Below are 19,423 nucleotides of genomic sequence, written 5' to 3'. Positions count from 1 at the left end.
GCGCCAGCGAGCGCGTGAGGCCAATCACGCCATGCTTGGCCGCCACATAGGCCGACACATACGCATAGCCGCGCTGCCCCGCCGTGCTGGCAATGTTGACGATGCGACCACGGCCACTGGCCTGTACATCCGCCAGCGCCGCTTGCGTGCAGAGGAACGTGCCCGTCAGGTTGACGGCCAGCATGCGCTGCCACTGGTCAAGCGTGGTCTTCGCAAACGAGGCGCTCTCTGCCTGCCCCGCGTTGTTGACGAGGATGGAGATAGGGCCAAGCCCAGCGCGTGCGGATTCGAACGCAGCCGACACACTCGCCGCATCCGTCACGTCGCACGTGACGACCTGCGCGCGTGCACTGTCCGACAGCGTCTTGGCCGTTGCCTCCAGCACAGCCGCGTTGCGGCCCATCAGCGTGAGCGTGGCGCCCTGCGCGGCGAGTTGCACGGCAATCGCAGCGCCAATCCCCCGGCCTGCTCCGGTGACGACGGCATGATGTCCTGCCAGCATCGCAGATGTCGTCACGTCAAACTCCCTGCATGCGGTTGGCCTGCTCCAGCGGCGAGAGCCCCGCTGCCTGCGTCGCCATCGCGCGCTCACGTTCGAGATTGCGTTCGAGTTGCAGCTTGCCCGCGCGGTACTGCTTGGGCCAGGGCATGTCGAGGTAGCCGATGCGCGCGGCTTCGTTCAGCGTCCAGGCCGGGTTGGCCAGATGCGGGCGCGCCACAGCGCACAGGTCCGCACGGCCGGCGGCGATGATGCTGTTGACGTGGTCCGCCTCGGAGATCGCGCCCACGGCAATCGTGGCGATGCCCGCCTCGTTGCGCACGCGGTCGGCAAACGGCGTCTGGAACATGCGGCCGAACACCGGCTGCTCCTTCTTGCTGACCTGGCCCGACGAGCAGTCGATCATGTCGGCGCCCGCTGCCTTGAAGATGCGCGCAATCGCCACCGCATCGTCCGGCGTGATGCCGCCTTCCACCCAGTCGTGCGCAGAGATCCGCACCGACATCGGCTTGGTGCTCGGCCACACCTCGCGCACTGCGTGGAAGACTTCCAGCGGAAAGCGCAGGCGGTTTTCCAGCGAGCCGCCGTATTCGTCATTGCGCTGGTTCGTCAGCGGCGAGATGAACGACGACAGCAGATAGCCGTGCGCGCAGTGCAGTTCCAGCCAATCGAAGCCGGCCTCAGCCGCCAGGCGTGCCGAGTGGACGAAGTCATCACGCACGCGGTCCATGTCGTCGCGCGTCATGGCGTGGGACCACTGGCTCACGCCATCGAGATACTGCTGTGGGGATGCGGAGATGAGCGGCCAGTTGTGGCCGTCTTCCAGCGGCAGGTCGATACCGTCCCACGCCGCGCGGGTCGAGCCCTTGGCGCCTGCGTGACCAAGCTGGATGCCGAGCTTCGCCTCGCTATTGGCATGCACGAAGTGGACGATGCGTGCCCAGCCGTCGCGGTGTTCGGTGTTCCACAAGCCCGGGCAGCCCGGGGTGATGCGCGCGTCGGGCGACACGCAGGTCATCTCAACCATCACCAGCCCGGCACCGCCCATGGCGCGCGCGCCCAGGTGCACAAGGTGGTAGTCCGCGGGCTGGCCGTCTTCGCAGGAGTACTGCGCCATGGGCGACACCACCACGCGGTTTTTCAGCGTGACGCCGCGCACGGTAAAGGGCGTAAACATGGGCGGCACCGGGGCGCGCTCGGGCGAGCGTGGTGCACCGGCCTGCTCGGCAATCCAGTCTTCGAATGATTCGAGATAGGCCTTGTCGCGCTGGCGCAGGTTTTCGTGGCTGATGCGCTGGCTGCGCGTAAGCAGCGAATACGCAAACTGCTCGGTCGGCAGGCTGGCGTAGCGCGACACGTTTTCAAACCACTCGGTCGAATTGCGCGCCGCGTTCTGAATGCGCAGCACTTCCACGCTGCGCACGGCTTCGTAATGTTCAAGTGCACTTTTCAGATCGCCCGGATGCTGGCCGATGCTGCGTGCAAGTTCAATCGAATCTTCCAACGCCAGCTTGGTGCCCGAGCCGATCGAGAAGTGCGCCGTATGCGCCGCGTCGCCCATCAGCACGACGGGCGTGTTGTTCTCGTTGATGTGCACCCAGTGCCCGCACACCACGCGCGGAAAGCGAATCCACTGCGCCGAGCCCCGCAGGTGCGTGGCGTTGGAGATCAACTTGTTGCCATCGAGGTACTTGGCGAACAGGCGCTCGCAGTAGGCGATGGCATCTTCCTTCTCCATCGTCTCAAGCCCGGCCTTGCGCCACACCTCTTCTGGCGCCTCGACGATGAAGGTGGAGGTCTCGTCGTCAAAGCGGTACGCATGCGCCTGAAACCAGCCGTGCTCGGTCTCTTCAAACGCAAAGGTGAACGCCTCGAACAGCTTGTGCGTGCCGAGCCAGACAAAGCGGCAGCGGCGCGTGTCGATATCGGGTTGATAAGTGGCGGCGTACTTGGTGCGGATGCGGCTGTTCAGGCCGTCGCTGGCGATGATGAGGTCGGCATCGGCATAAGCAGTGTCGTCTTGCACGTCCGTTTCAAAGACGAGCTTGACGCCCTCTTCCTCGCAGCGCGCCTGCAGGATGTTCAGCAGGCGCTTGCGGCCGATGCCGCAGAAGCCGTGGCCGCCCGAGCGCACCACCTGGCCGCGGATGTGGACTTCAATGTCGTCCCAATGGTTGAAGGCGTCGAGGATCTGCGCGGCGCTCTTGGCGTCGGCCCGCTGCAGGTTGCCCAGCGTCTGATCCGAGAAGACCACGCCCCAGCCGAAGGTGTCATACGGCCGATTGCGTTCCACAACGGTGATGTCGTGTGACGGGTCCTGCAACTTCATCAGCAGGGCAAAGTACAGGCCAGCTGGCCCACCACCAATACAGACGATCTTCATGACAACGGCTCCGCGTTCGATGCGGCATTACATTAGTCATGAATAGTTTAGTTGTAAAGTAATTTGCGACGGCGACGCCCCTGGGTTTACACCAAACAGGCGCCTCCTGGTGCACACCGGAATGTGAGCCCCCACTCAGGCAAGGCGCTGCCGGAAAAACGCCAGAATCTCATCGCGGGCGGCTGCGGTAGGCTCCCCCGCTGCGTCGATCAGGTGCGCGGTGACCACACTGTGCGGACACGGCACATGCTGGGCAAAGAACGGTGGTGGGTTCGGGTGCGCAGCGCTGTCAGGCAGCACACGCGCCACGAAGCGATCACCCAGCGCTTCGGCATACGCGGTAAAGCGCTGGGCGCGACAGAAGCGATCGCCCTCAAACCGGTAGGCCAGCACGGTCAGGTCTTCACGTTCCAACCGCTGGCGTACGGCGGCGGCATCCTCCGGGGCAATCTCGATCCCGCCCGGCTCGTTCAACGGCAAAGACGGCTGGCACAACACCGGCGCCAACATAGCCGGTTCCAGCATCATCGTCAGCGCAAAATTGCCGGTGAAGCACATGCCGATGGCGCCCACGCCAGGGCCGCCGCACTCCGCATGCGCCAGCCGCGCCAGCGCGCGCAGCCATTGCGTGACGGGGCTAGCCTGGTTGGCCGCAAACGCGCGGAACTCTGCACTCACGCACGCATGCCGGAAGACCTCTGCACCCGCGTCGGCCTCGGGCACCGCGCCGTCACGCCCGAATAGCGACGGCATATAGACCGTCAGGCCCGCATCGCGCACCCAGCGCGCAAACCGCGCCACGTGCGGGCTGATGCCGGGCATCTCGGCCATGACGATCACGGCAGGCCCCGTGCCGGCCACATACACCGTCTTGACCACGCCATCGAGCGTGATCTGACGGCGTGCGAAGTCTTCAAGACGATCATCTTCCTGCGGGTGACGGCTTGTCATTGCGTGGGCTCCTGGCGGTGGTCAAGCGTTGGTAGCAAGGTGCTGAAGGTGCGTATAACCGGATGCCGATGCAAAGTCGGGCAGTGTCCACAGCGCACCGTTGACACCCCAAGTGCCGTCTGCCACGTCGTACAGCATTACGGAGGTGATGACGCGTCGCCCCGCATCAGCAGGCAAGGCTTGCGCGAACGCGTCATGCATCAGCCGCACGAACAGCGCCCGCGCGTCGGCATCGAGCACACCGGCTGGCACGAAGACGATCGCCATGCACGGCACGATCTGCGCAGGCAGCTCCATACCGCCGCAAGTCCACATTGCCGCGGCCACTTCTTCGATCACGACCCAAGTCGAGAAACGCCTGCGTGGGTCGTCGGGAATCTGCTCTGCCTGCGCGGCGGCTTCATTGATGCGACGGGCAAGCGATGCGCGTGCGGTGCGATCAAAGGTATCTGCGGGAATCTTGACGAGGATGTTCGGCATGCGGGCAACCTTGCGTGTGGTGGGCATACCTGCATTGAACGCGAGCGGCCGCTACACTTGGAGTGTCGATTTCGACATCTTTCAGGCAATTTTGGTCATGGCGGATTTCACCATCCTCGTACTCTCGGGCGCGTATGCGACCAGCGTGGCGGCCACACTGGACGTTCTGCAGGCAGCGTCAACACTCGCGCCGCGCGTGAAGGCGGCGCGCCCGACATGGCGTGTACTGTCAGCAGACGCGCCCAGTGTGCGGCTGAGCAGCGGCATGCAGATCGACGCGGCAGCCTTGCCAAAACGGCCCCGGCCCGATAGCAGCACGTGGGTCGTGCCTGGGCTCGGCATCGACGACGCGGGTGCCCTGGCCGCACGCCTGGCGCGTGACGATGCGCAGCGGGCGGCACGCACCCTGGCCGCACATGCGGCAGCAGGCGGCCAGGTGGCGGCATCGTGTTCTGCCGTGTTTCTGCTGCAGGCGGCCGGGCTGCTGCCGGCGCGCCGTGTGACAACTTCTTGGTGGCTGGCCGCCACGCTGCAGCAGTTGGAACCCGCATGCACGGTCGATGCGAATCGCATGGTCTGCGCCGATGGCCCCATCAGCACCGCCGGCGCCGCCTTCGCGCAGACCGATTTGATGCTGCACCTGCTGCGCACACGCTTTGGCGTGGCGCTGGCCGATGCCGTGGGGCGCGTGCTGCTGATCGATGGCCGCCACGCGCAGGCGCCATTTGTGGTGCCCGCCATGCTGGCCAACGGCAACGCGCTGATTGCGCGGCTGGTGGCGCGCGTTGAAGCCGCCTTGCCCAACCCACCCAGCGTGCAGGCGCTGGCCGATGAATTTGCCATGTCGCAACGCACGCTGTCGCGGCACGTGCAGGAAGCCACCGGCAGAAGCACCCTCGCCCTGATACAAAGCGTGCGCCTGAACCGCGCCCGCATGCTGATCGAATCCAGCCGCATGACCATCGACAGCGTAGCCGAAGCCGTGGGCTACGAAGACGCCACCGCCCTGCGGCGCCTGATGCGCAAGGTAACGGGCGCCAATCCGAGCCAGTACCGGCCAGCAGCGTAGGGCGGCGTTACAGGCCGTTACACAAGAACCGGCCCCGCTTTAATGTTCGCTTAAGACTTGGCCCCTAACTTGGACACGTCGCATCCACCCAGATAGGAACAAGCGCCATGTCCCCGCAAGAACTGCAAGCCCTGGAAAACTTCCTGGCCCAACTGACGCAAGCGCGCGCGGGGGCCAAGGACCCGCAGGCCGAAGCCCGCATTCTGGAAGCCGCCGCCCGCCAGCCGGACGCCGCTTACCTGCTCGTGCAGCGCGCCATGCTGCTCGACCAGGCGCTGGCATCGGCCCAGACGCAGATCACCACCCTGCAAAACCAGTTGCAGGCAGCGCAAGCCGGCCGCAGTGCGTCGTTCATGGATTCGGCCAACAACTGGGGCAGCCACGCCAACAGCGCAGCACCCAACCCGGGGTTCGCTCCCCAACAGGTGGCCCCCATGCAGATGCCGCCTCAGGCCCAACCAGTACAACAGGCCCCGGTGCAACCCGTACGCTCGGGCTTCTTGAGCGGCGGCCTGGGCAGCACGCTCGGCAGCGTGGCCACCACGGCAGCCGGCGTGGCAGGCGGCGCGCTCCTATTCCAGGGCATTGAGAACCTGTTCCACCACAACAGTGGCGGCGGAGGCGGCTTCTTTGGTCAGCAGCCGTTGATGGGCGGCACCACAGAAACGGTGATCAACAATTACTACGACGGTGACAGCGGCAACAGCAACAACACGGCCTCGCGTGATGACAGCCTTGGGCTGGTCGACGATAGCGACCTGGGTGGCGGTGATTATTCGGATGATGATTCGTTGTTGAGCTAGGCAAACAGCGCACAGACACCCCAGCGGGCGGCTTTCCGCCTGCTGTGTATGGCTCTCACAGCCGCTTCAAACACGTGACATCACGCTTCATCCCTAGGGCATACGGATGAGGCGTTGACGTCTCAAGGTTCTGCGCACGAGACCGATAGACCCCGACAGAACACAAACACGAACGGGGTTTCACATGAAAGTGATCGGTCTAATCGGCGCGGCGTACGCTGCACTGCTGCTGTCCGCTTGCGGCGGTGGCGACGGTGCCTCGGCCACCGGAGCGGTTGCCCCCGCCGCCACACCCCCAACCACCACCAAGATCTCGACGGCCACGCCCAAGATGCTATTGGGCTACGCACTGGGCAGCACAACATCGATGGCTGCCGCCATGAGTGCCACTACGCCAGTCAATGCCATCTCCATCGACGTCGTCCGTGTTGATGCAAACGGTAGTTTGAACGGCACGCTGTCGACCGCGCTGCTGTCAAACAACCAGTCGGCAGGCAAACTTTCATACGCCTGTATCACGAACTTTGGCACGGACTTCGATCCGGCCATCGCGCACGGTGCGCTCGTCACCAACCGTGCGACGACGCTGCAGAACATCGTCACACTGGCCAAAACGCAGAACCTGGCCGGCATCAACCTCGATTTCGAAGGCCTGTATACGTCCGATCGCGACGCCTACACCAGCTTCGTTGCCGACCTAGCTACGCAACTGCACGCCAACCAATCCACGCTCATGCTGAGCCTGCCTGCCAAGACCGCAGACGCGATCGGCAACACGTGGACGTGGCCGTACGACTACGCCGCGCTGGGGCAAAGCGCTGACCTCATCCAGGTCATGACCTACGACGAGCACGTGCCGAGCGGTCAACCCGGCCCGGTTGCCGGCAGCGACTGGATGCTCGCTTCGCTGCAATACGCCGCAGGCGTCGTGCCTGCAGCCAAGCTGCTGCTTGGCCTGCCCGCGTATGGTTATGACTGGAATCGCACACGGAACACCGGCACCTCGGTCGCCTTCAAAGACATCCCTGCGTTGATCACCACAACGGGCGCAACCGCCCAATGGGACGCCACCACCCAATCGGGCCACTTCAACTACACGGCCACCGATGGCAGTGCGCATGAGGTCTGGTATGAAACCGCACAGGGCCTGCAAACCAAGGCAGCCATGGCCAACACGTTGAATCTGGCCGGCGTATCGATGTGGGTGCTGGGCGCGGAAAACGCCAGCTTCTGGAGCGCCATCACCGCTGTGGTCCACTGACGGGAACGGGGCCGGCACCCGCCGCGCCACTCGGGGAAAAACGGAACCCCCGCACCACGAATTCCACCGGCTGACCGTTCTGCGGCGGCTTGCCCTGGAACAGCCACAGGTTCAGTTGGATACGGGCATCGCCCGCTTCGGGCACGCCCACCGTGCGGGACCAGTGCTGCAGCACCGCGCCATCTGCCGTAGTGGCACTGAACTCCGCCAGTCCGCGTTCCCATCGGATGCGATAGGTCACCGGGCCGTGATTGACCTGGAACCGTCGCAAGGTATCGGGAGCGCCCGAAGGCTGCACGACAAACTGCGCATTGTTGGCCTCACCCGGCCGCCCCCAGTACGACAGTTCCACATCAAGCTCGCGATGGGCCTGCTCCGGTGCACTGCTATAGCTGAAAAAGCCGAAGACTGCTTGGCGGTCCATGCCGAACGGATTGGTCTCAACGTCCAACTCATAGGTGCCGTAGCCCAGCGGCCGGGAAAGCGTCACCTCAGCCGAATGCCAACCCTGCGGGGTCTTGGCGATGGCCATGCGCAAGCGCCCCTGGGCATCGACACGCACAGCGTCCAGGCCGTCTGAAAACACGTTGGGACCTGGCCCGCTCAATTGCCCGCCGGATGAGCGGACCACCCAGCGCTGGCCAGAGAACTCAACCTCTCGGGCCATCGCCACAGTGCAGGTGCCCGCAATGCTTACGAGCAAACACAGCAGATGGAATGGATGACGCAGCATGGCGGGCCTCACAGCAGCAGCGGCTTGCGGCCGAAGAAAACAACACGGCTGGTGCTCGATGCCGGATCGCTGAAATTGACCTCAACCAGCTTGCCCTTGAGGTCGTAGCGGAACAGCGGGTGCTTGGCATACTCCTCGGCATCGTAAGTGGCAGCCACCTTGCCGACTTGCCTGCACAGAAAGATCTGCAGGACGCAGTCGTACACGGGCTCACCGGCCTTGGCGCGTTCCATGTTCTCGTAGGGGACGAAGGCCACCGACACCGGCTGCGTGAGTGCCTTGTAATAGGGCGTGCGCATCGCCACCATCAGAATGCGCTCTGACTCTTTGATGCTCGCCTGCAGCACGACCACATTGCTTTTCGCCGAATCGATGTCGGCCTTGAGCTGCATGCGCGAGAAGATCATCTGCTGCGTCTGCGCCAGCGTGGTCATGGTCTGCAGGTCGTCCGCCGCACCGCCCAGCGTTGACATCACGGCCCGACTCTGCGTCGAGTTCACGCCCACCTGCACCGCGGCGATCTTCGAATCCGTCAGGGCATTGGCCGACGACTGCAGCGTAACCATGCGAGCCGCTGCGTCTTCCTTGGAGATCAGGCCGGCACGCAATTCCGCATCGGTTGACGCCATCATGTTCTTGAGTTGCGCGTGCGCCCGCTCGCTGTCCGCAATGTCGACGGACTTGAGGGACACCAAGTGCCCAAGATTCCTGGACACATGCGACATGTTCTGGATCTGGCGCTGCTGGGCTTCAGTCGTACGCGCGATCAACGCGTCAAGCGCCTGGAGCCCTTCCTGCTTGACTGCCAGTTGTGCGTTGAGGTCTGCCAGGTCCGCACGCTGCTTGTCGAGCTGGGCGCGTAACTGCGCCACCTGCGGCTGATACGAAAGCACCCGCTCCTGCGCGGGCGAGATCACCAGCGGCGCACCCCAGCTCGTGCTCTGCAGGTAGAAGAACAGCAGCGCGATGTAGCCGAAGATGCCGCCGATGATGGCAATCAGCACAAGAAACGAGGCCAGCCGGTAGACAACGAGCATCTTCGACTGAAAGTAGTTCGAGAAGGCGGCAATCATCAGAGGTGCCCCGCAGGTTGTTGGAGTTGAGATCAGATCAGTTGAGGTTGGGATTGGCCTTGAGCCAAGCGTCGATACCGTGAATGCGAGCACTGCTGGCGGCCAGCTCTGCCGACGTAGTCAGGCGCTCCACAGACATGTTGCGCAACAGGCGGCGTGAGGCATTGGTATCGACACCCTGCGCCCGCTCGATCAGCGTGCGGATGACCTCGTTGCGCTGCTCAAGGCTGTGCTGGCGCAGCGCCTCAGCGCTCAGCACACCTTCAAGCGACTGGCGCATGCGCTGGATTTGTTGATACGCGCCGTCGCGCTGCTCCGCGACCAGCTTGGCGGTGAGTTCGCCCACGCGGTCAGAAGCACGTACCGAGGCGTCATAGCCAAAGCTGCGCGATGCCGTCAGCCCGATGAATGGCGACTGCGATCCGGAAGTGAAGTCGTGACGCATGCCAGCCAGGATCGTCACGTCCCAGCCGAGCGTGGCGTTCACGCGGGAAGCCAGTTGGGCGGCACGCGCCTGCGCAACGGCGTTCTGGCTCACCAGATTGCCCAACGGCTGCTGGGCTGGCTCTGCGGCGGTGGAGAGTTCTGCCTCACGCTGGCGCAACGCAGCCAAGTCCATCGCAATGCCGTCTCGCAAGCGCAGTGCTGCCGTGAGATCGGCCAGCGTGGCGTCGTTGCTGGCCAGCAGGGTCTGTTCCGTAGCGAGGTTGCGCTCGGCGGAATCCAGCGCCTGCGCCAAACCTTGCCGCCGCGCTTCCAGAGAGCGCAGTTCAATCTTGGCGGGCACACCGTCAACCGACGCCTTGAGCGCCAGGCCAGATCGATACGCCTCGCACTCAGCCGCCGCGCGCTCCTGCACCAGGCCCGCGCGACGCGCCTGCGACAGGCTCTTGCTCACGCCCGCTGACACAACCTTGTTGGAAATGGACGGGTTGCCCACGTTGACGAAGGCATACGGTGCGTCGAGCACCGTCGATTCCGCATCGGCCTGAACGCCAGACAGCTCGCAGAACAGATCCGCCTCACCGGCCACAGCAAGCATTGGCAACACCGACAACGTGAGAAAGACCGCGCCCTTCCAGCGCATGGAACGATAAAACATTGTCTGAGCTCCCCCGGCCGTCTCCTGCATGGAGCCGGTCCGTTCGATTTGTTTTTGTGATCGTCAGCCCTGCTGCGGCTGCATGCCTTCGACTGCGGCGCCGTCTTCAGCGGCACCCGTGGGTTCCTCCTGCTTCTTGGCAACACGTGTGCCCCAACTGCTTGAGTCCATCGTGAAGATGGCCATCATTGCGCAGGTAACGGTGCCTGCCAGTGCCCATGCCGCAATGAACGGCAGCAGCGGCAGAGGGCCACCCTCCACGGCTTGATCCGGTGCGCACCGCTTTGCCCAGATGTGCACGCCAATCAGGAATGGCGCAAACACCGTGTAGGTAAACACCTGGTGCGAGACGATCCACTCCAGCGCATTGCCTGAGGCAATCGCAAAGACGAAGGTGAACAACATCAGGTAATTCACCGTTTCGGGCAGGATCAGGTTCATGGCCGAGAGCGGATGCACGTTGCGCGCGTGGCGACCCAGCGTGCGCAACGTGAGCAAGTAGTCCTGCGTGCCGCTGCGGCGCCAGCGCCACTGCTGCGTAAAGAACTTGCGGAAGGTGGTCGGCACCTCGGTCCAGCAGATGGCATCGAGGTTCACGGCCGTCTGATACCCACGCAGCATCAGCAGGTGCGTCATGTAGCGGTCTTCACCGGCCGAGAACTTGGCACCGAGGAAATTGCACGTCTTCACGTCGTCTTCAATCTCGAAGAACGCGTCACGCCGGATGGCAAACAAGCAACCGCTGATGCACGTGACATTGCGCAGGCGGTTCTGGAACATCTTCATCACCTTGTAGGCGTAGAAGTACACCGTTGCCTGTGTTTTGGTGACGAGGTTCTCGTTGACATTGCTCACGCGCACGTGCCCGCCCACCGCGGCGATCTTCTCCGAGGTGAACGACGCCACCAGCTCGCGCACCGCATCCGGATGGAACGTGCAATCGCTGTCGATACAGATGAAGATCTCGGCACCGGTCGCGATGTTGGCCGCACGGTTCAGCGCTTCGTACTTGCCCTTGTTCACAGGCTGCCGATAGGCAGAGATACGCACCGCACCCGAGAAGTCATGCTGCGCCATCTGAATCCACTCCCAGCTGTCGTCAGTGGAGTGGTCATCCACGGCAACGATCTCCAGCAGCCCGGCCGGATAGTTCGACTCGCTAATGCTCTTGATCGTGTCGTAAGCGTGCGGGCCCTCGTTAAAGCAAGGCAGCAGTACCGACACGCGGCGCTGCACAGAGAAGTCCTTCGCCAGAAAGGTTTCTTTGCGCCAGAAGATCACGCACAGCAGCGGGATCAGATACAGCAGGGCCGACAGTACCCAGCCGAGCGAGAGCGTCAGCAGCAGATAGGCTTCCATGGCAGGGGAACACCGTGAGGGAAAGACGAAAGACAGAACTCAGGGCCGCCACAGCACTGCACGGTCCGGGCAGGTATCCCGGTCCAGCACGGCCTTAAGATCACTCACCACGAATGACGCACCTGGCTTGGCGAGCGACTCCACCAGCGTCCAGCCGCCCTCGCGGTATTCCGTGTGCGGCACGGCCAGCACGATCGCGTCCGCCGGTTTGGCATCGGCCAGGCGTGTCAGGCAGAAGCCGTATTCGTGCGTCACCTCGCCGCTGTCGGCCAGTGGGTCGACAACCTGCGTACGGATGCCCAGCGCACCGAGCTTTTTCACGATGTCGGCCACCTTGGAGTTGCGGATGTCGGGCACGTCTTCCTTGAACGTCATGCCAAGGATGGTCACGACGGTATGCGGGCTCAGCAGGTAGCACTGCGTCATGCGCCGCATGAGCTGATCCACCACAAACTGCGACATGCTGTCGTTGGTCTCGCGCGCCGCCAGAATCAGGCTTGCATTGAAGCCGCACGAGGCCGCCTTGTGCGTCAGGTAGTACGGATCCACCGAGATGCAGTGTCCGCCCACCAACCCCGGCCGGAAGTCCAGAAAATTCCACTTGCTACGCGCAGCGGCCAGTACGTCGTGCGTGTCCACACCCAGCGCGCCCAGCAACTGAGATACCTCGTTCATGAGCGCGATATTCACGTCGCGCTGCGTGTTCTCTAGCACCTTGGCCGCCTCGGCCACCTTGATGCTCTTGGCCGGATGCACCTGCGTGACGGCGCCATACAGACGTACCAGTGCGTCGAGCGTCTCCGGCGTGTCGCCGGCCACAATCTTGGTCATCGTGGTAAGCGTGTGCACGCGGTCGCCCGGGTTGATGCGTTCGGGTGAGTATCCGACGTGGAAGTCCTTCAGGTGTTTCAAGCCACTGTGGCGCTCAAGCAGCGGAATGCAGATCTCTTCGGTCACGCCGGGGTAGACCGTGCTTTCGTACACGACGATCGCCCCGCGCCTCATATGCTTGCCCACCGAGATGGACGCCTGCATCACCGGGTTCAGGTCGGGAACGCGAGCCTGGTCTACCGGCGTGGGCACCGTCACGACAATGACGTCGGCCTGCCCCAACACCGTGGCATCGGTTGTGAAACGCGCGGCGGCTTCAAGCAACTCGTTGCTGGTGAGCTCGTTGGTGCGGTCGTGTCCTTCACTCAGATCCGCCACGCGTGTGGCGTCAATGTCGAGCCCGGACACGGCAAAGTGCCGCGAAAATGCCACCGCCAACGGCGCGCCCACATAACCCAGGCCAACCACGGCAATCTTGATCGTTGCGGGCTCAACCACCGGCCTGGTCGAATCCGGCCAGCGTGGCACCGGCTTGATGAACACATTGTCGCCAAACGCCGACTTGCCAGTCAGTGACATCGTCCTCTCCCCTCATCGGTCCAGACTGGCTACCCGAGCGCCAACCTGTTGTGATGGTTCGCCCAGACGCGTTTCCGGCGGCGGCTGGCGACCAATTTTTTATGAGGTGAGAATCTGCAAAGAGCGTGCCACGGCGATAGCAACATTTTGCGGATCAGATGAAAACGTTGTCACATAAGGCACAGCGGGCCGCCAAACGTGTAGAGATTGCAATGGAAAAGTGCAATTAAAAGCACTTAAAACGTTTCGCGTTACGTAACGTCCGCCCGAACGGCCTATGTCTGCCGTGACGAAGATCACAAAATTCACATAGTTCCGGGCGCTGGGGTGCGAGCCGGAATGAACCGCATCCCCTGGCCTCGTCGCGTGACGGCGGCGGCTCGATAAGGACTGCGGCGACGTGATGACCGGATGAGGATTCGGCGCTGATCCGGCCAAATGGAAGCGCCATCAGGGTTCGGCCTCTCAAACGCCGACACAAAACCAAGCAGAAAGCGGCCGGCACGCTTCGGTACCAGCCCTTTCCACTACGCACGCAAGGAGCAAAACCTGCCGGCTCGCCCACGGGTGCGTCTTCTCCACGCTTGGACATCAGCAATTGCACATCCAAAGTCACAACGGCGTTGCAATACAAAAAGGGGTCAATCGTGTGCTCAGTCTGCGTGGACAGGGCGGACTAGTGCCCCGGCCGATACCCCTCCAGGCTGAGCAGCAACCCCTTCAACGCATCTTTGAAGCTATGGCCGGCCTTCATCAGTTCGGCCAGGCTTTTCACGCACTCGGCGCGCTTGGCACCGGGCGGGTGGTCGCCAGACCAGCCTGCGTTGAAGATGCCTGTAGCAACACCGTTGTTGGCGACGCTGCAGATATCGTCCCAGCTGACGCCGGCTTGCTTAAGAAGGTAGGCGGCGCCCAGGTCCGCAATGATTTCCGTACGCGGTCCATCCAGCGGATTCTTGGGGCCATAGCCAAGGTCCGACGCCAGCTTTTCACTGAACGCATGGCCCAGTTCGTGCGCCAGGGCGAACTTGATAGCGTTGTCGCCAAGCTGGAGCAAGCGGCTGTTCACGTCGATGACCACGTCAGTCACGTTGTTGTGCTCGTAGGTACCAAGCGTGGAGTTGGGCACGGCGTTGCCGATCCCGTTGTCCAGCCTGACCGCCCCGGTCACGGGGAAGCCGCCGATCGCGGTGAATGCGCCGCCGTTGTAGAAGTCCCGCTTGATGATGGCAACAAGGTTGCCTCCAATGACAGAAGCCTGTGTGATGTCCATGGTCGATGCGTTCCCGAGGTTGTTTGGATGGTCGGCAACGTCGGTCTGAACGACGCATGTGCCACTGAACGCAGTGGTTACATTCACGCGTCCGTCGTGATCGTTGCCGTGAAGAGAAAGTAGATGCGCGCGCGGCGTGAAACCATGTGCCAATCAGCACAGCCACCGTTACGGGACGGGTACCTCGGGCCAATAGACAGCCTCTTGAATCAAACAGAAAGGGCCTGCAAGCTCCCCAAACCGGGAACGCATCGAATCGTCAGCAATGCACTCGTCGCAAGTGAAACAAGGCAAGGAGAGCACGCCAATGACCCCCATCATCACTGCCTTTGAACGGTCGCCCGATGGCGGCAAGGGACTGGCGCGTGACACGCGCGTTCGCTGGGCGCTCGAAGAAGTGGGCCAACCCTATGAGGTTCGCCTTGTCTCGTTCCATGCGATGAAGGCGCCCGCACATCTGAGCCTTCAGCCGTTCGGCCAGATTCCCACGTATGAGGAAGACGATCTCGTCTTGTTCGAGACAGGCGCGATCATTCTCCATATCGCCGAGCGCCATGCGGGTCTACTGCCGAACGATGGCAATGCGCGGGCGCGGGCAATCACGTGGATGTTTGCCGCGCTCAACACCGTGGAGCCGCCGATCCTCGAACTCTCCACCGCCAAGTTTCAGGAGGGCGACAAGCCCTGGACCCAGGAGCGCCTGCCGTTGATCATGGATCGCATCCGCCATCGGCTAGACCAGCTTTCTGCCCGGCTGGGCGATGCGGACTGGCTCGATGGTGCGTTCAGCGCGGGCGATCTGATGATGGTGTCGGTGCTGCTCAGGCTACGGCCGTCGGGCTTGCTGGATGCATTTCCGAAGCTGGTTGCCTATGTCGCCCGTGGTGAAGCGCGGCCTGCTTACCAGCGGGCTTTCGCGGCTCAGTTGGCGGTGTTCACCGGCAAGTCATCGGCTGGTTGATAGAAGCCTGTTCTGGGCTCCAGCCACGCTGCACCTGCTGCTGCGCGGCACTCAATACACGCCCGCCAGCCTAAACGCATCGATGCACATATGTGCGCCCAGCACCCCCAGGACAGCGCCCATCGCCCAGCGTTGCGCCAGCAGGAGCCCGGGGCGACGGGATAGCAGTGTCGCCATGCTGCCGGAGCAGATTGCCACCAAGCCATTGACGGTGGCGAACGCGACGATCAATGACGAGCCAAGCGCGAGCGATTGTTTAAGAACGCTGCCGTGCTGATAGTCGATGAACTGCGGCAAGAGCGACAGAAATATCATCGCGAGCTTGGGGTTCAACAGGCTTGTGGTTGCGCCCATCACCAGCAGCCTGCGCGGCTGTTCACGCGGCAGATCGCGCACCTCCAGAGGAGAGCGGCCACCCGGCCGCACTGCCTGCCACGCCAGATAGAACAGATAGGCCGCGCCCACCGCACCCAGAACGCTGCCGGCATAGGGCACGCTCAGGAAGAATGCCGTGATGCCGAACGCCGCCCCGAACATATAGAAGAGGTAGCCGAGCATGACGCCCGCCAGCGAGATCAACCCTGCCGTGCGTCCTTGCGCGATCGAGCGCGACATCACGTAGACCATGTTCGGCCCCGGTGTCACGGCAAGCATGCCGCCAACTGCCAGAAATCCGTAAATCGACCCCGCACCCTGCATGTTCGTGGGCTCCTTCAAGTGCTTGTTGGTCGTAGTATCGGATTCGCGTTTGCCCCAGTAAAACGAATTAAACTGAACCTATTCCTCAGTTTTTCTGACGAACATGAAGAAGCTCGACCTGGATGTACTTGAGATGGTGGTGGCCGTTGCCGAGACAGGATCGTTTGTGCGTGGGGCGGAATCCGTGCATCGGTCGCCATCGGCAGTGAGCATGCAGATCAAGGGGCTAGAAGAAGCGCTGGGCAAGCCGCTTTTCGTGCGGAGCACCCGCAGCGTGGCGATTACCGCAGAAGGCAAGACGCTGTTGGACTATGGCCGCCGCATGCTCGCGATGCGCGATGAGGCGTGGGCATCAGTCGTCCGCCCGGAGATCAAGGGCCGGGTCACGATCGGCGTTCCGGATGACTACGCCTCGTCGTTGCTACCGCAGGTGTTGAGCAAGTTTGCGGTTGCGCACCCGCGTGTCGAAATCCGGGTCATCGGGCTGCCCAGCAGCGCGCTCGCCCCCTTGCTCAAGGACAACACGCTGGATCTGGCCTGCATGACGAAAACGAAAGGCATTGCTGGTGAATTCGTCCGGTACGAGCCGATGGTGTGGGCCGGGTCACCTGCAAGAAAGGTGTGGCAGGAGCGCCCGCTTCCGATCGCTGTGTTTGCGCAAGGCAGTACTGCGCGCGCCTACGCCATCAGCGCGCTGCAGCGAGAGAACATCAAGTACCGGATGTCTTACGAAAGCCCCAGCCTGCTAGGCCTGATTAGCATGGTTGAAGCCGGGCTTGCCATCGCACCGCTTGCCAGATGCAGCGTGCCGACGCACCTTGTTCAGCTATCGCAGAATGAAGGGCTGCCGTCGCTGGATGATCTGGAGGTTGTCCTCGCCCGCAGCGCTCGGTCCGGACGGCCGCCCTGTGATTTTCTTGCTGAGCAGATTTTGGCGGAGTTGCGGGGTTGAGGCCCAACGAAATGCACAGTCCAACATTCACATTCAGCAATCAGGAAGCCTGGGAAGCCTGGCTCGAAATCAACGCAGAGGCCGTGCCCGGTGTCTGGCTCCGCATCGCCAAGCGATCTGCCGACCAACCCACCGTGTCTTACGCACAGGCACTTGAGAGCGCGCTTTGCTACGGGTGGATTGACGGGCAAAAGCAGGCAGAAAGCGAGCACTACTGGCTACAGCGATTTACGCCTCGAACCGCCAAAAGCATCTGGTCCAAGATCAACAAGGCAAAAGCCGAGGCATTGATCTCCGCCGGAAGGATGCAGCCCGCAGGGCTTCGCGCAATCGATCAAGCCAAGCGCGACGGGCGTTGGGAGGCGGCCTATTCATCTCCGCGTACGTCGACCGTGCCCGATGATCTGCAGCAAGCGCTCGATACCAACCCGAAGGCCAAGCAGTTCTTCGCCACACTGAACAGTCAGAACCGGTACGCCATTCTGTTCAGAATCCAGAACGTGAAGAAGGCCGAAACGCGCGCAAAGAAAATCGCTCAGTTCATTGAGATGCTGAACAATGGCGAAAAGCTCCACCCATAACACCCCGCCGAGCCTGGACAGGTAAGCCGCGCAGGCAGGCGCATTCACGCGTTGATCGACCTTGACGGTGTTAGCGCAATTTGCACGGCAACGCAGCCAACATCCGACAAGCGGGTACACCCAGTCATACGACCACAGGACGGCATATGTCTGAGCGCGACACACAGCTCCACGGTAGCTGGCAGTTGGTCTCCTTTGAGACGGAGCTTCAGGATTCCAAGGAGCGCACGCAACCGTGGGGCGCCGACCCCAACGGTTACCTTATCTTCGGCGCCGATGGGCGAATGATGGTGCTCGTCACCGCGGGGGCGCGAGATCCTGGAAATACAGAGGAGAAACAGGTGGCACTGTTCCGTACGGTGATGGCCTATACGGGACGGTATCGGATCGATGGAGATCGGTTCATCACCAAGATTGATGCCTCTTGGAATGAAGCCTGGAACGGCACTGAGCAGGAACGGTTCTTCAAGCTTGACGGAGACACGCTCGACGTCAGCACAGCTTGGATGCCGAATCCGTTGGTTGCCGGAAATCCAGTAGGAAGGGGCATTCTTCGTTTCAGACGAGAGTAGTCCACCTACGCTCGGTACGTAACGCGATGATCATTCTGGAAGCCAAATGGAAATGGCCACCCTTGAATGACCGCACGACGGTGGGCTGTTGGTCTGCTTGAGGTCAACAGGCGTCGCTCGATTCCCTCAAAGCAGAAGGGCCGGCACCGCATGGCGCCAGTCCTTGTCTTTGCTGCAAATGCGCCGGTGCGACGGCTTGAACGCCGCAATCCGACGAACTTCAGGCTGCCGCAGCCTGACGCACCGCATCTTGCGGATCGCCGCCCAGAATATCGACGAGATCGGTCAGCATCCGCGCCAGTTCACCCGTCATCAGCGCGACATCCGAGTCGAAGCGTTCGTCGTCGTTTTGCGCCGTGGGGTCTGCCGCCTCCTTGATCACGTCGAGCGGCGTGACACGTTTGATCGTGAGCGACGGCGTCAGCAGAAAGGAGACGCGGTCATCCCAGGTCATGGCGAGGCGCATGCATTGTTTGCCAGCCTCGATGTGTCGCCGCATGTCGTCGGCCTCCAGCGCGTGGCCGACGTATCGCACCGTGGCGCCGCCTTCACCGGTTGAGCGCAGCTCGGCGTCCTGGTCTACGGTGAATCCGCCCGGGGCCTCGCCGGATAGCAACCACTCCGTCATTGCTGCAACGGGTGAGTGCGCCACGTGCACGTTGGTGAGCGGCAACTGGTCGATCGATTTCACGAGCAGACCACGAACCTCGTCGGCAACCGTCTGCGAAGCGGCATCGATGACGAGCCAGCCGTTGACCGGGTCGATCCACACGCGGGTATCGCGCCGGATGCTGAACGCGCGCGGCAGCAATTCGTCAGTCACCTGCTCCTTGAGTTCGCGCAGTTGCTTGCGCCCGGGCTTGAAGCCCTGCTGCTCTTCGATTTCAAGCGCGCGAGCCTTGGTCACCTGATTGACGACCGACGCCGGGAGCAGCTTCTTCTCAGCGCGAAACACTAGCAGCATCTGCCGGTTGATCGAGTACACGAGCGCGCCGTCGTCGCGGGGCGATGCCCATCCGAAGCTCTGCTTCTCGACGCTGTTGCCCGGTTGAAACGCGTGGGGCGCCAGCCATTGTTCAAGCTGATCAGGGGAAACGGCCCAAGGCGCCGGAAGACGATGAAGCTGAAGATTCTTGAACCACATGGCAGGGAGTACGGGCAAAGTGCGCGATTTTAAATGACGCAGCGCTTCCCGGCTCGTTGCTGCCGTTTGGACTGCAATCGCACACCAAACAAAAAGGGCCGGCACCCCTCGGCACCGG

General features: G+C 62.5%; 19 protein-coding genes. 7 read left to right on the top strand and 12 right to left on the bottom strand.

Annotated features, from left to right (window positions below; all coding sequences use genetic code 11):
* The 4 genes from JHD73_RS13760 to JHD73_RS13745 form a co-directional block, all read right to left on the bottom strand.
* A partial coding sequence (locus tag JHD73_RS13760; protein ID WP_199030835.1) for an SDR family NAD(P)-dependent oxidoreductase occupies positions 1–502 on the bottom strand: 502 nt, incomplete at its 3' end.
* Positions 503–518: 16 nt separating this feature from the next.
* Positions 519–2,882, bottom strand: coding sequence for a bifunctional salicylyl-CoA 5-hydroxylase/oxidoreductase (locus JHD73_RS13755; RefSeq protein WP_199030828.1), 2,364 nt, complete (start codon positions 2,880–2,882; stop codon positions 519–521).
* 135 nt (positions 2,883–3,017) lie between these two features.
* Positions 3,018–3,833: a dienelactone hydrolase family protein gene (locus JHD73_RS13750; RefSeq protein ID WP_199030827.1), complete on the bottom strand. Its 816-nt coding sequence runs from the start codon at positions 3,831–3,833 to the stop codon at positions 3,018–3,020.
* A 21-nt stretch (positions 3,834–3,854) separates the two neighbouring features.
* On the bottom strand, positions 3,855–4,313 hold the full coding sequence (locus tag JHD73_RS13745) for a tautomerase family protein (RefSeq protein ID WP_199030826.1): 459 nt from the start codon (positions 4,311–4,313) through the stop codon (positions 3,855–3,857).
* A gap of 97 nt (positions 4,314–4,410) precedes the next feature.
* Here JHD73_RS13745 and JHD73_RS13740 point away from each other — a divergent pair, with 97 nt between their 5' ends.
* From JHD73_RS13740 to JHD73_RS13730, 3 genes are all read left to right on the top strand, one after another.
* Positions 4,411–5,382, top strand: coding sequence for a GlxA family transcriptional regulator (locus JHD73_RS13740; protein WP_199030834.1), 972 nt, complete (start codon positions 4,411–4,413; stop codon positions 5,380–5,382).
* A 107-nt stretch (positions 5,383–5,489) separates the two neighbouring features.
* Positions 5,490–6,185, top strand: a complete 696-nt coding sequence (locus JHD73_RS13735) for a DUF2076 family protein (protein WP_199030825.1) — start codon at positions 5,490–5,492, stop codon at positions 6,183–6,185.
* 184 nt (positions 6,186–6,369) lie between these two features.
* On the top strand, positions 6,370–7,446 hold the full coding sequence (locus JHD73_RS13730; RefSeq protein ID WP_199030824.1) for a glycosyl hydrolase family 18 protein: 1,077 nt from the start codon (positions 6,370–6,372) through the stop codon (positions 7,444–7,446).
* Here the strand turns inward: JHD73_RS13730 and JHD73_RS13725 are convergent.
* The 6 genes from JHD73_RS13725 to JHD73_RS13700 all read right to left on the bottom strand — a co-directional run bounded on the left by JHD73_RS13725 (position 7,427) and on the right by JHD73_RS13700 (position 14,483).
* On the bottom strand, positions 7,427–8,179 hold the full coding sequence (locus JHD73_RS13725; RefSeq protein WP_199030823.1) for a glycoside hydrolase family 16 protein: 753 nt from the start codon (positions 8,177–8,179) through the stop codon (positions 7,427–7,429). The genes JHD73_RS13730 and JHD73_RS13725 overlap by 20 nt on opposite strands.
* 8 nt (positions 8,180–8,187) lie before the next feature.
* Positions 8,188–9,252, bottom strand: a complete 1,065-nt coding sequence (locus JHD73_RS13720) for a hypothetical protein (RefSeq protein WP_199030822.1) — start codon at positions 9,250–9,252, stop codon at positions 8,188–8,190.
* 37 nt (positions 9,253–9,289) lie between these two features.
* On the bottom strand, positions 9,290–10,354 hold the full coding sequence (locus tag JHD73_RS13715) for a hypothetical protein (protein WP_199030821.1): 1,065 nt from the start codon (positions 10,352–10,354) through the stop codon (positions 9,290–9,292).
* A 63-nt stretch (positions 10,355–10,417) separates the two neighbouring features.
* Positions 10,418–11,713 carry a glycosyltransferase family 2 protein gene (locus JHD73_RS13710; protein WP_199030820.1) on the bottom strand — a complete coding sequence of 432 codons (1,296 nt, stop codon included), beginning with the start codon at positions 11,711–11,713 and terminating at the stop codon, positions 10,418–10,420.
* A gap of 39 nt (positions 11,714–11,752) precedes the next feature.
* Positions 11,753–13,123, bottom strand: coding sequence for a nucleotide sugar dehydrogenase (locus JHD73_RS13705; protein ID WP_199030819.1), 1,371 nt, complete (start codon positions 13,121–13,123; stop codon positions 11,753–11,755).
* A 676-nt stretch (positions 13,124–13,799) separates the two neighbouring features.
* Entirely contained in the window at positions 13,800–14,483 is a 684-nt protein-coding gene (locus tag JHD73_RS13700; RefSeq protein ID WP_199030818.1) for a hypothetical protein, read from the bottom strand.
* A gap of 220 nt (positions 14,484–14,703) precedes the next feature.
* Between JHD73_RS13700 and JHD73_RS13695 the strand changes: the two genes are divergently transcribed.
* Positions 14,704–15,357: a glutathione S-transferase family protein gene (locus tag JHD73_RS13695; RefSeq protein ID WP_199030817.1), complete on the top strand. Its 654-nt coding sequence runs from the start codon at positions 14,704–14,706 to the stop codon at positions 15,355–15,357.
* Positions 15,358–15,408: 51 nt separating this feature from the next.
* On the opposite strand, the gene JHD73_RS13690 is transcribed toward JHD73_RS13695, so the two are convergent.
* Complete coding sequence (locus tag JHD73_RS13690) at positions 15,409–16,056, bottom strand: LysE family translocator (RefSeq protein WP_199030833.1); 648 nt, start codon at positions 16,054–16,056, stop codon at positions 15,409–15,411.
* Between the two features lie 103 nt (positions 16,057–16,159).
* Between JHD73_RS13690 and JHD73_RS13685 the strand changes: the two genes are divergently transcribed.
* The 3 genes from JHD73_RS13685 (at position 16,160) to JHD73_RS13675 (ending at position 18,161) form a co-directional block, all read left to right on the top strand.
* Complete coding sequence (locus JHD73_RS13685; RefSeq protein WP_199030816.1) at positions 16,160–17,008, top strand: LysR substrate-binding domain-containing protein; 849 nt, start codon at positions 16,160–16,162, stop codon at positions 17,006–17,008.
* Between the two features lie 11 nt (positions 17,009–17,019).
* Complete coding sequence (locus JHD73_RS13680; protein ID WP_199030832.1) at positions 17,020–17,589, top strand: YdeI family protein; 570 nt, start codon at positions 17,020–17,022, stop codon at positions 17,587–17,589.
* A gap of 146 nt (positions 17,590–17,735) precedes the next feature.
* Positions 17,736–18,161, top strand: coding sequence for a lipocalin-like domain-containing protein (locus tag JHD73_RS13675; protein ID WP_199030815.1), 426 nt, complete (start codon positions 17,736–17,738; stop codon positions 18,159–18,161).
* 220 nt (positions 18,162–18,381) lie between these two features.
* Here the strand turns inward: JHD73_RS13675 and JHD73_RS13670 are convergent, their stop codons facing one another.
* On the bottom strand, positions 18,382–19,305 hold the full coding sequence (locus tag JHD73_RS13670) for a recombination-associated protein RdgC (RefSeq protein WP_199030831.1): 924 nt from the start codon (positions 19,303–19,305) through the stop codon (positions 18,382–18,384).
* Positions 19,306–19,423 lie beyond the last annotated feature (118 nt).

Origin of the sequence: Ralstonia sp. ASV6, assembly GCF_016429285.1 — a bacterium.
In the GTDB taxonomy this organism is placed as follows: Bacteria; Pseudomonadota; Gammaproteobacteria; order Burkholderiales; family Burkholderiaceae; genus Ralstonia; species Ralstonia flaminis.
This window is presented reverse-complemented; position numbering and strand designations above follow the sequence as displayed.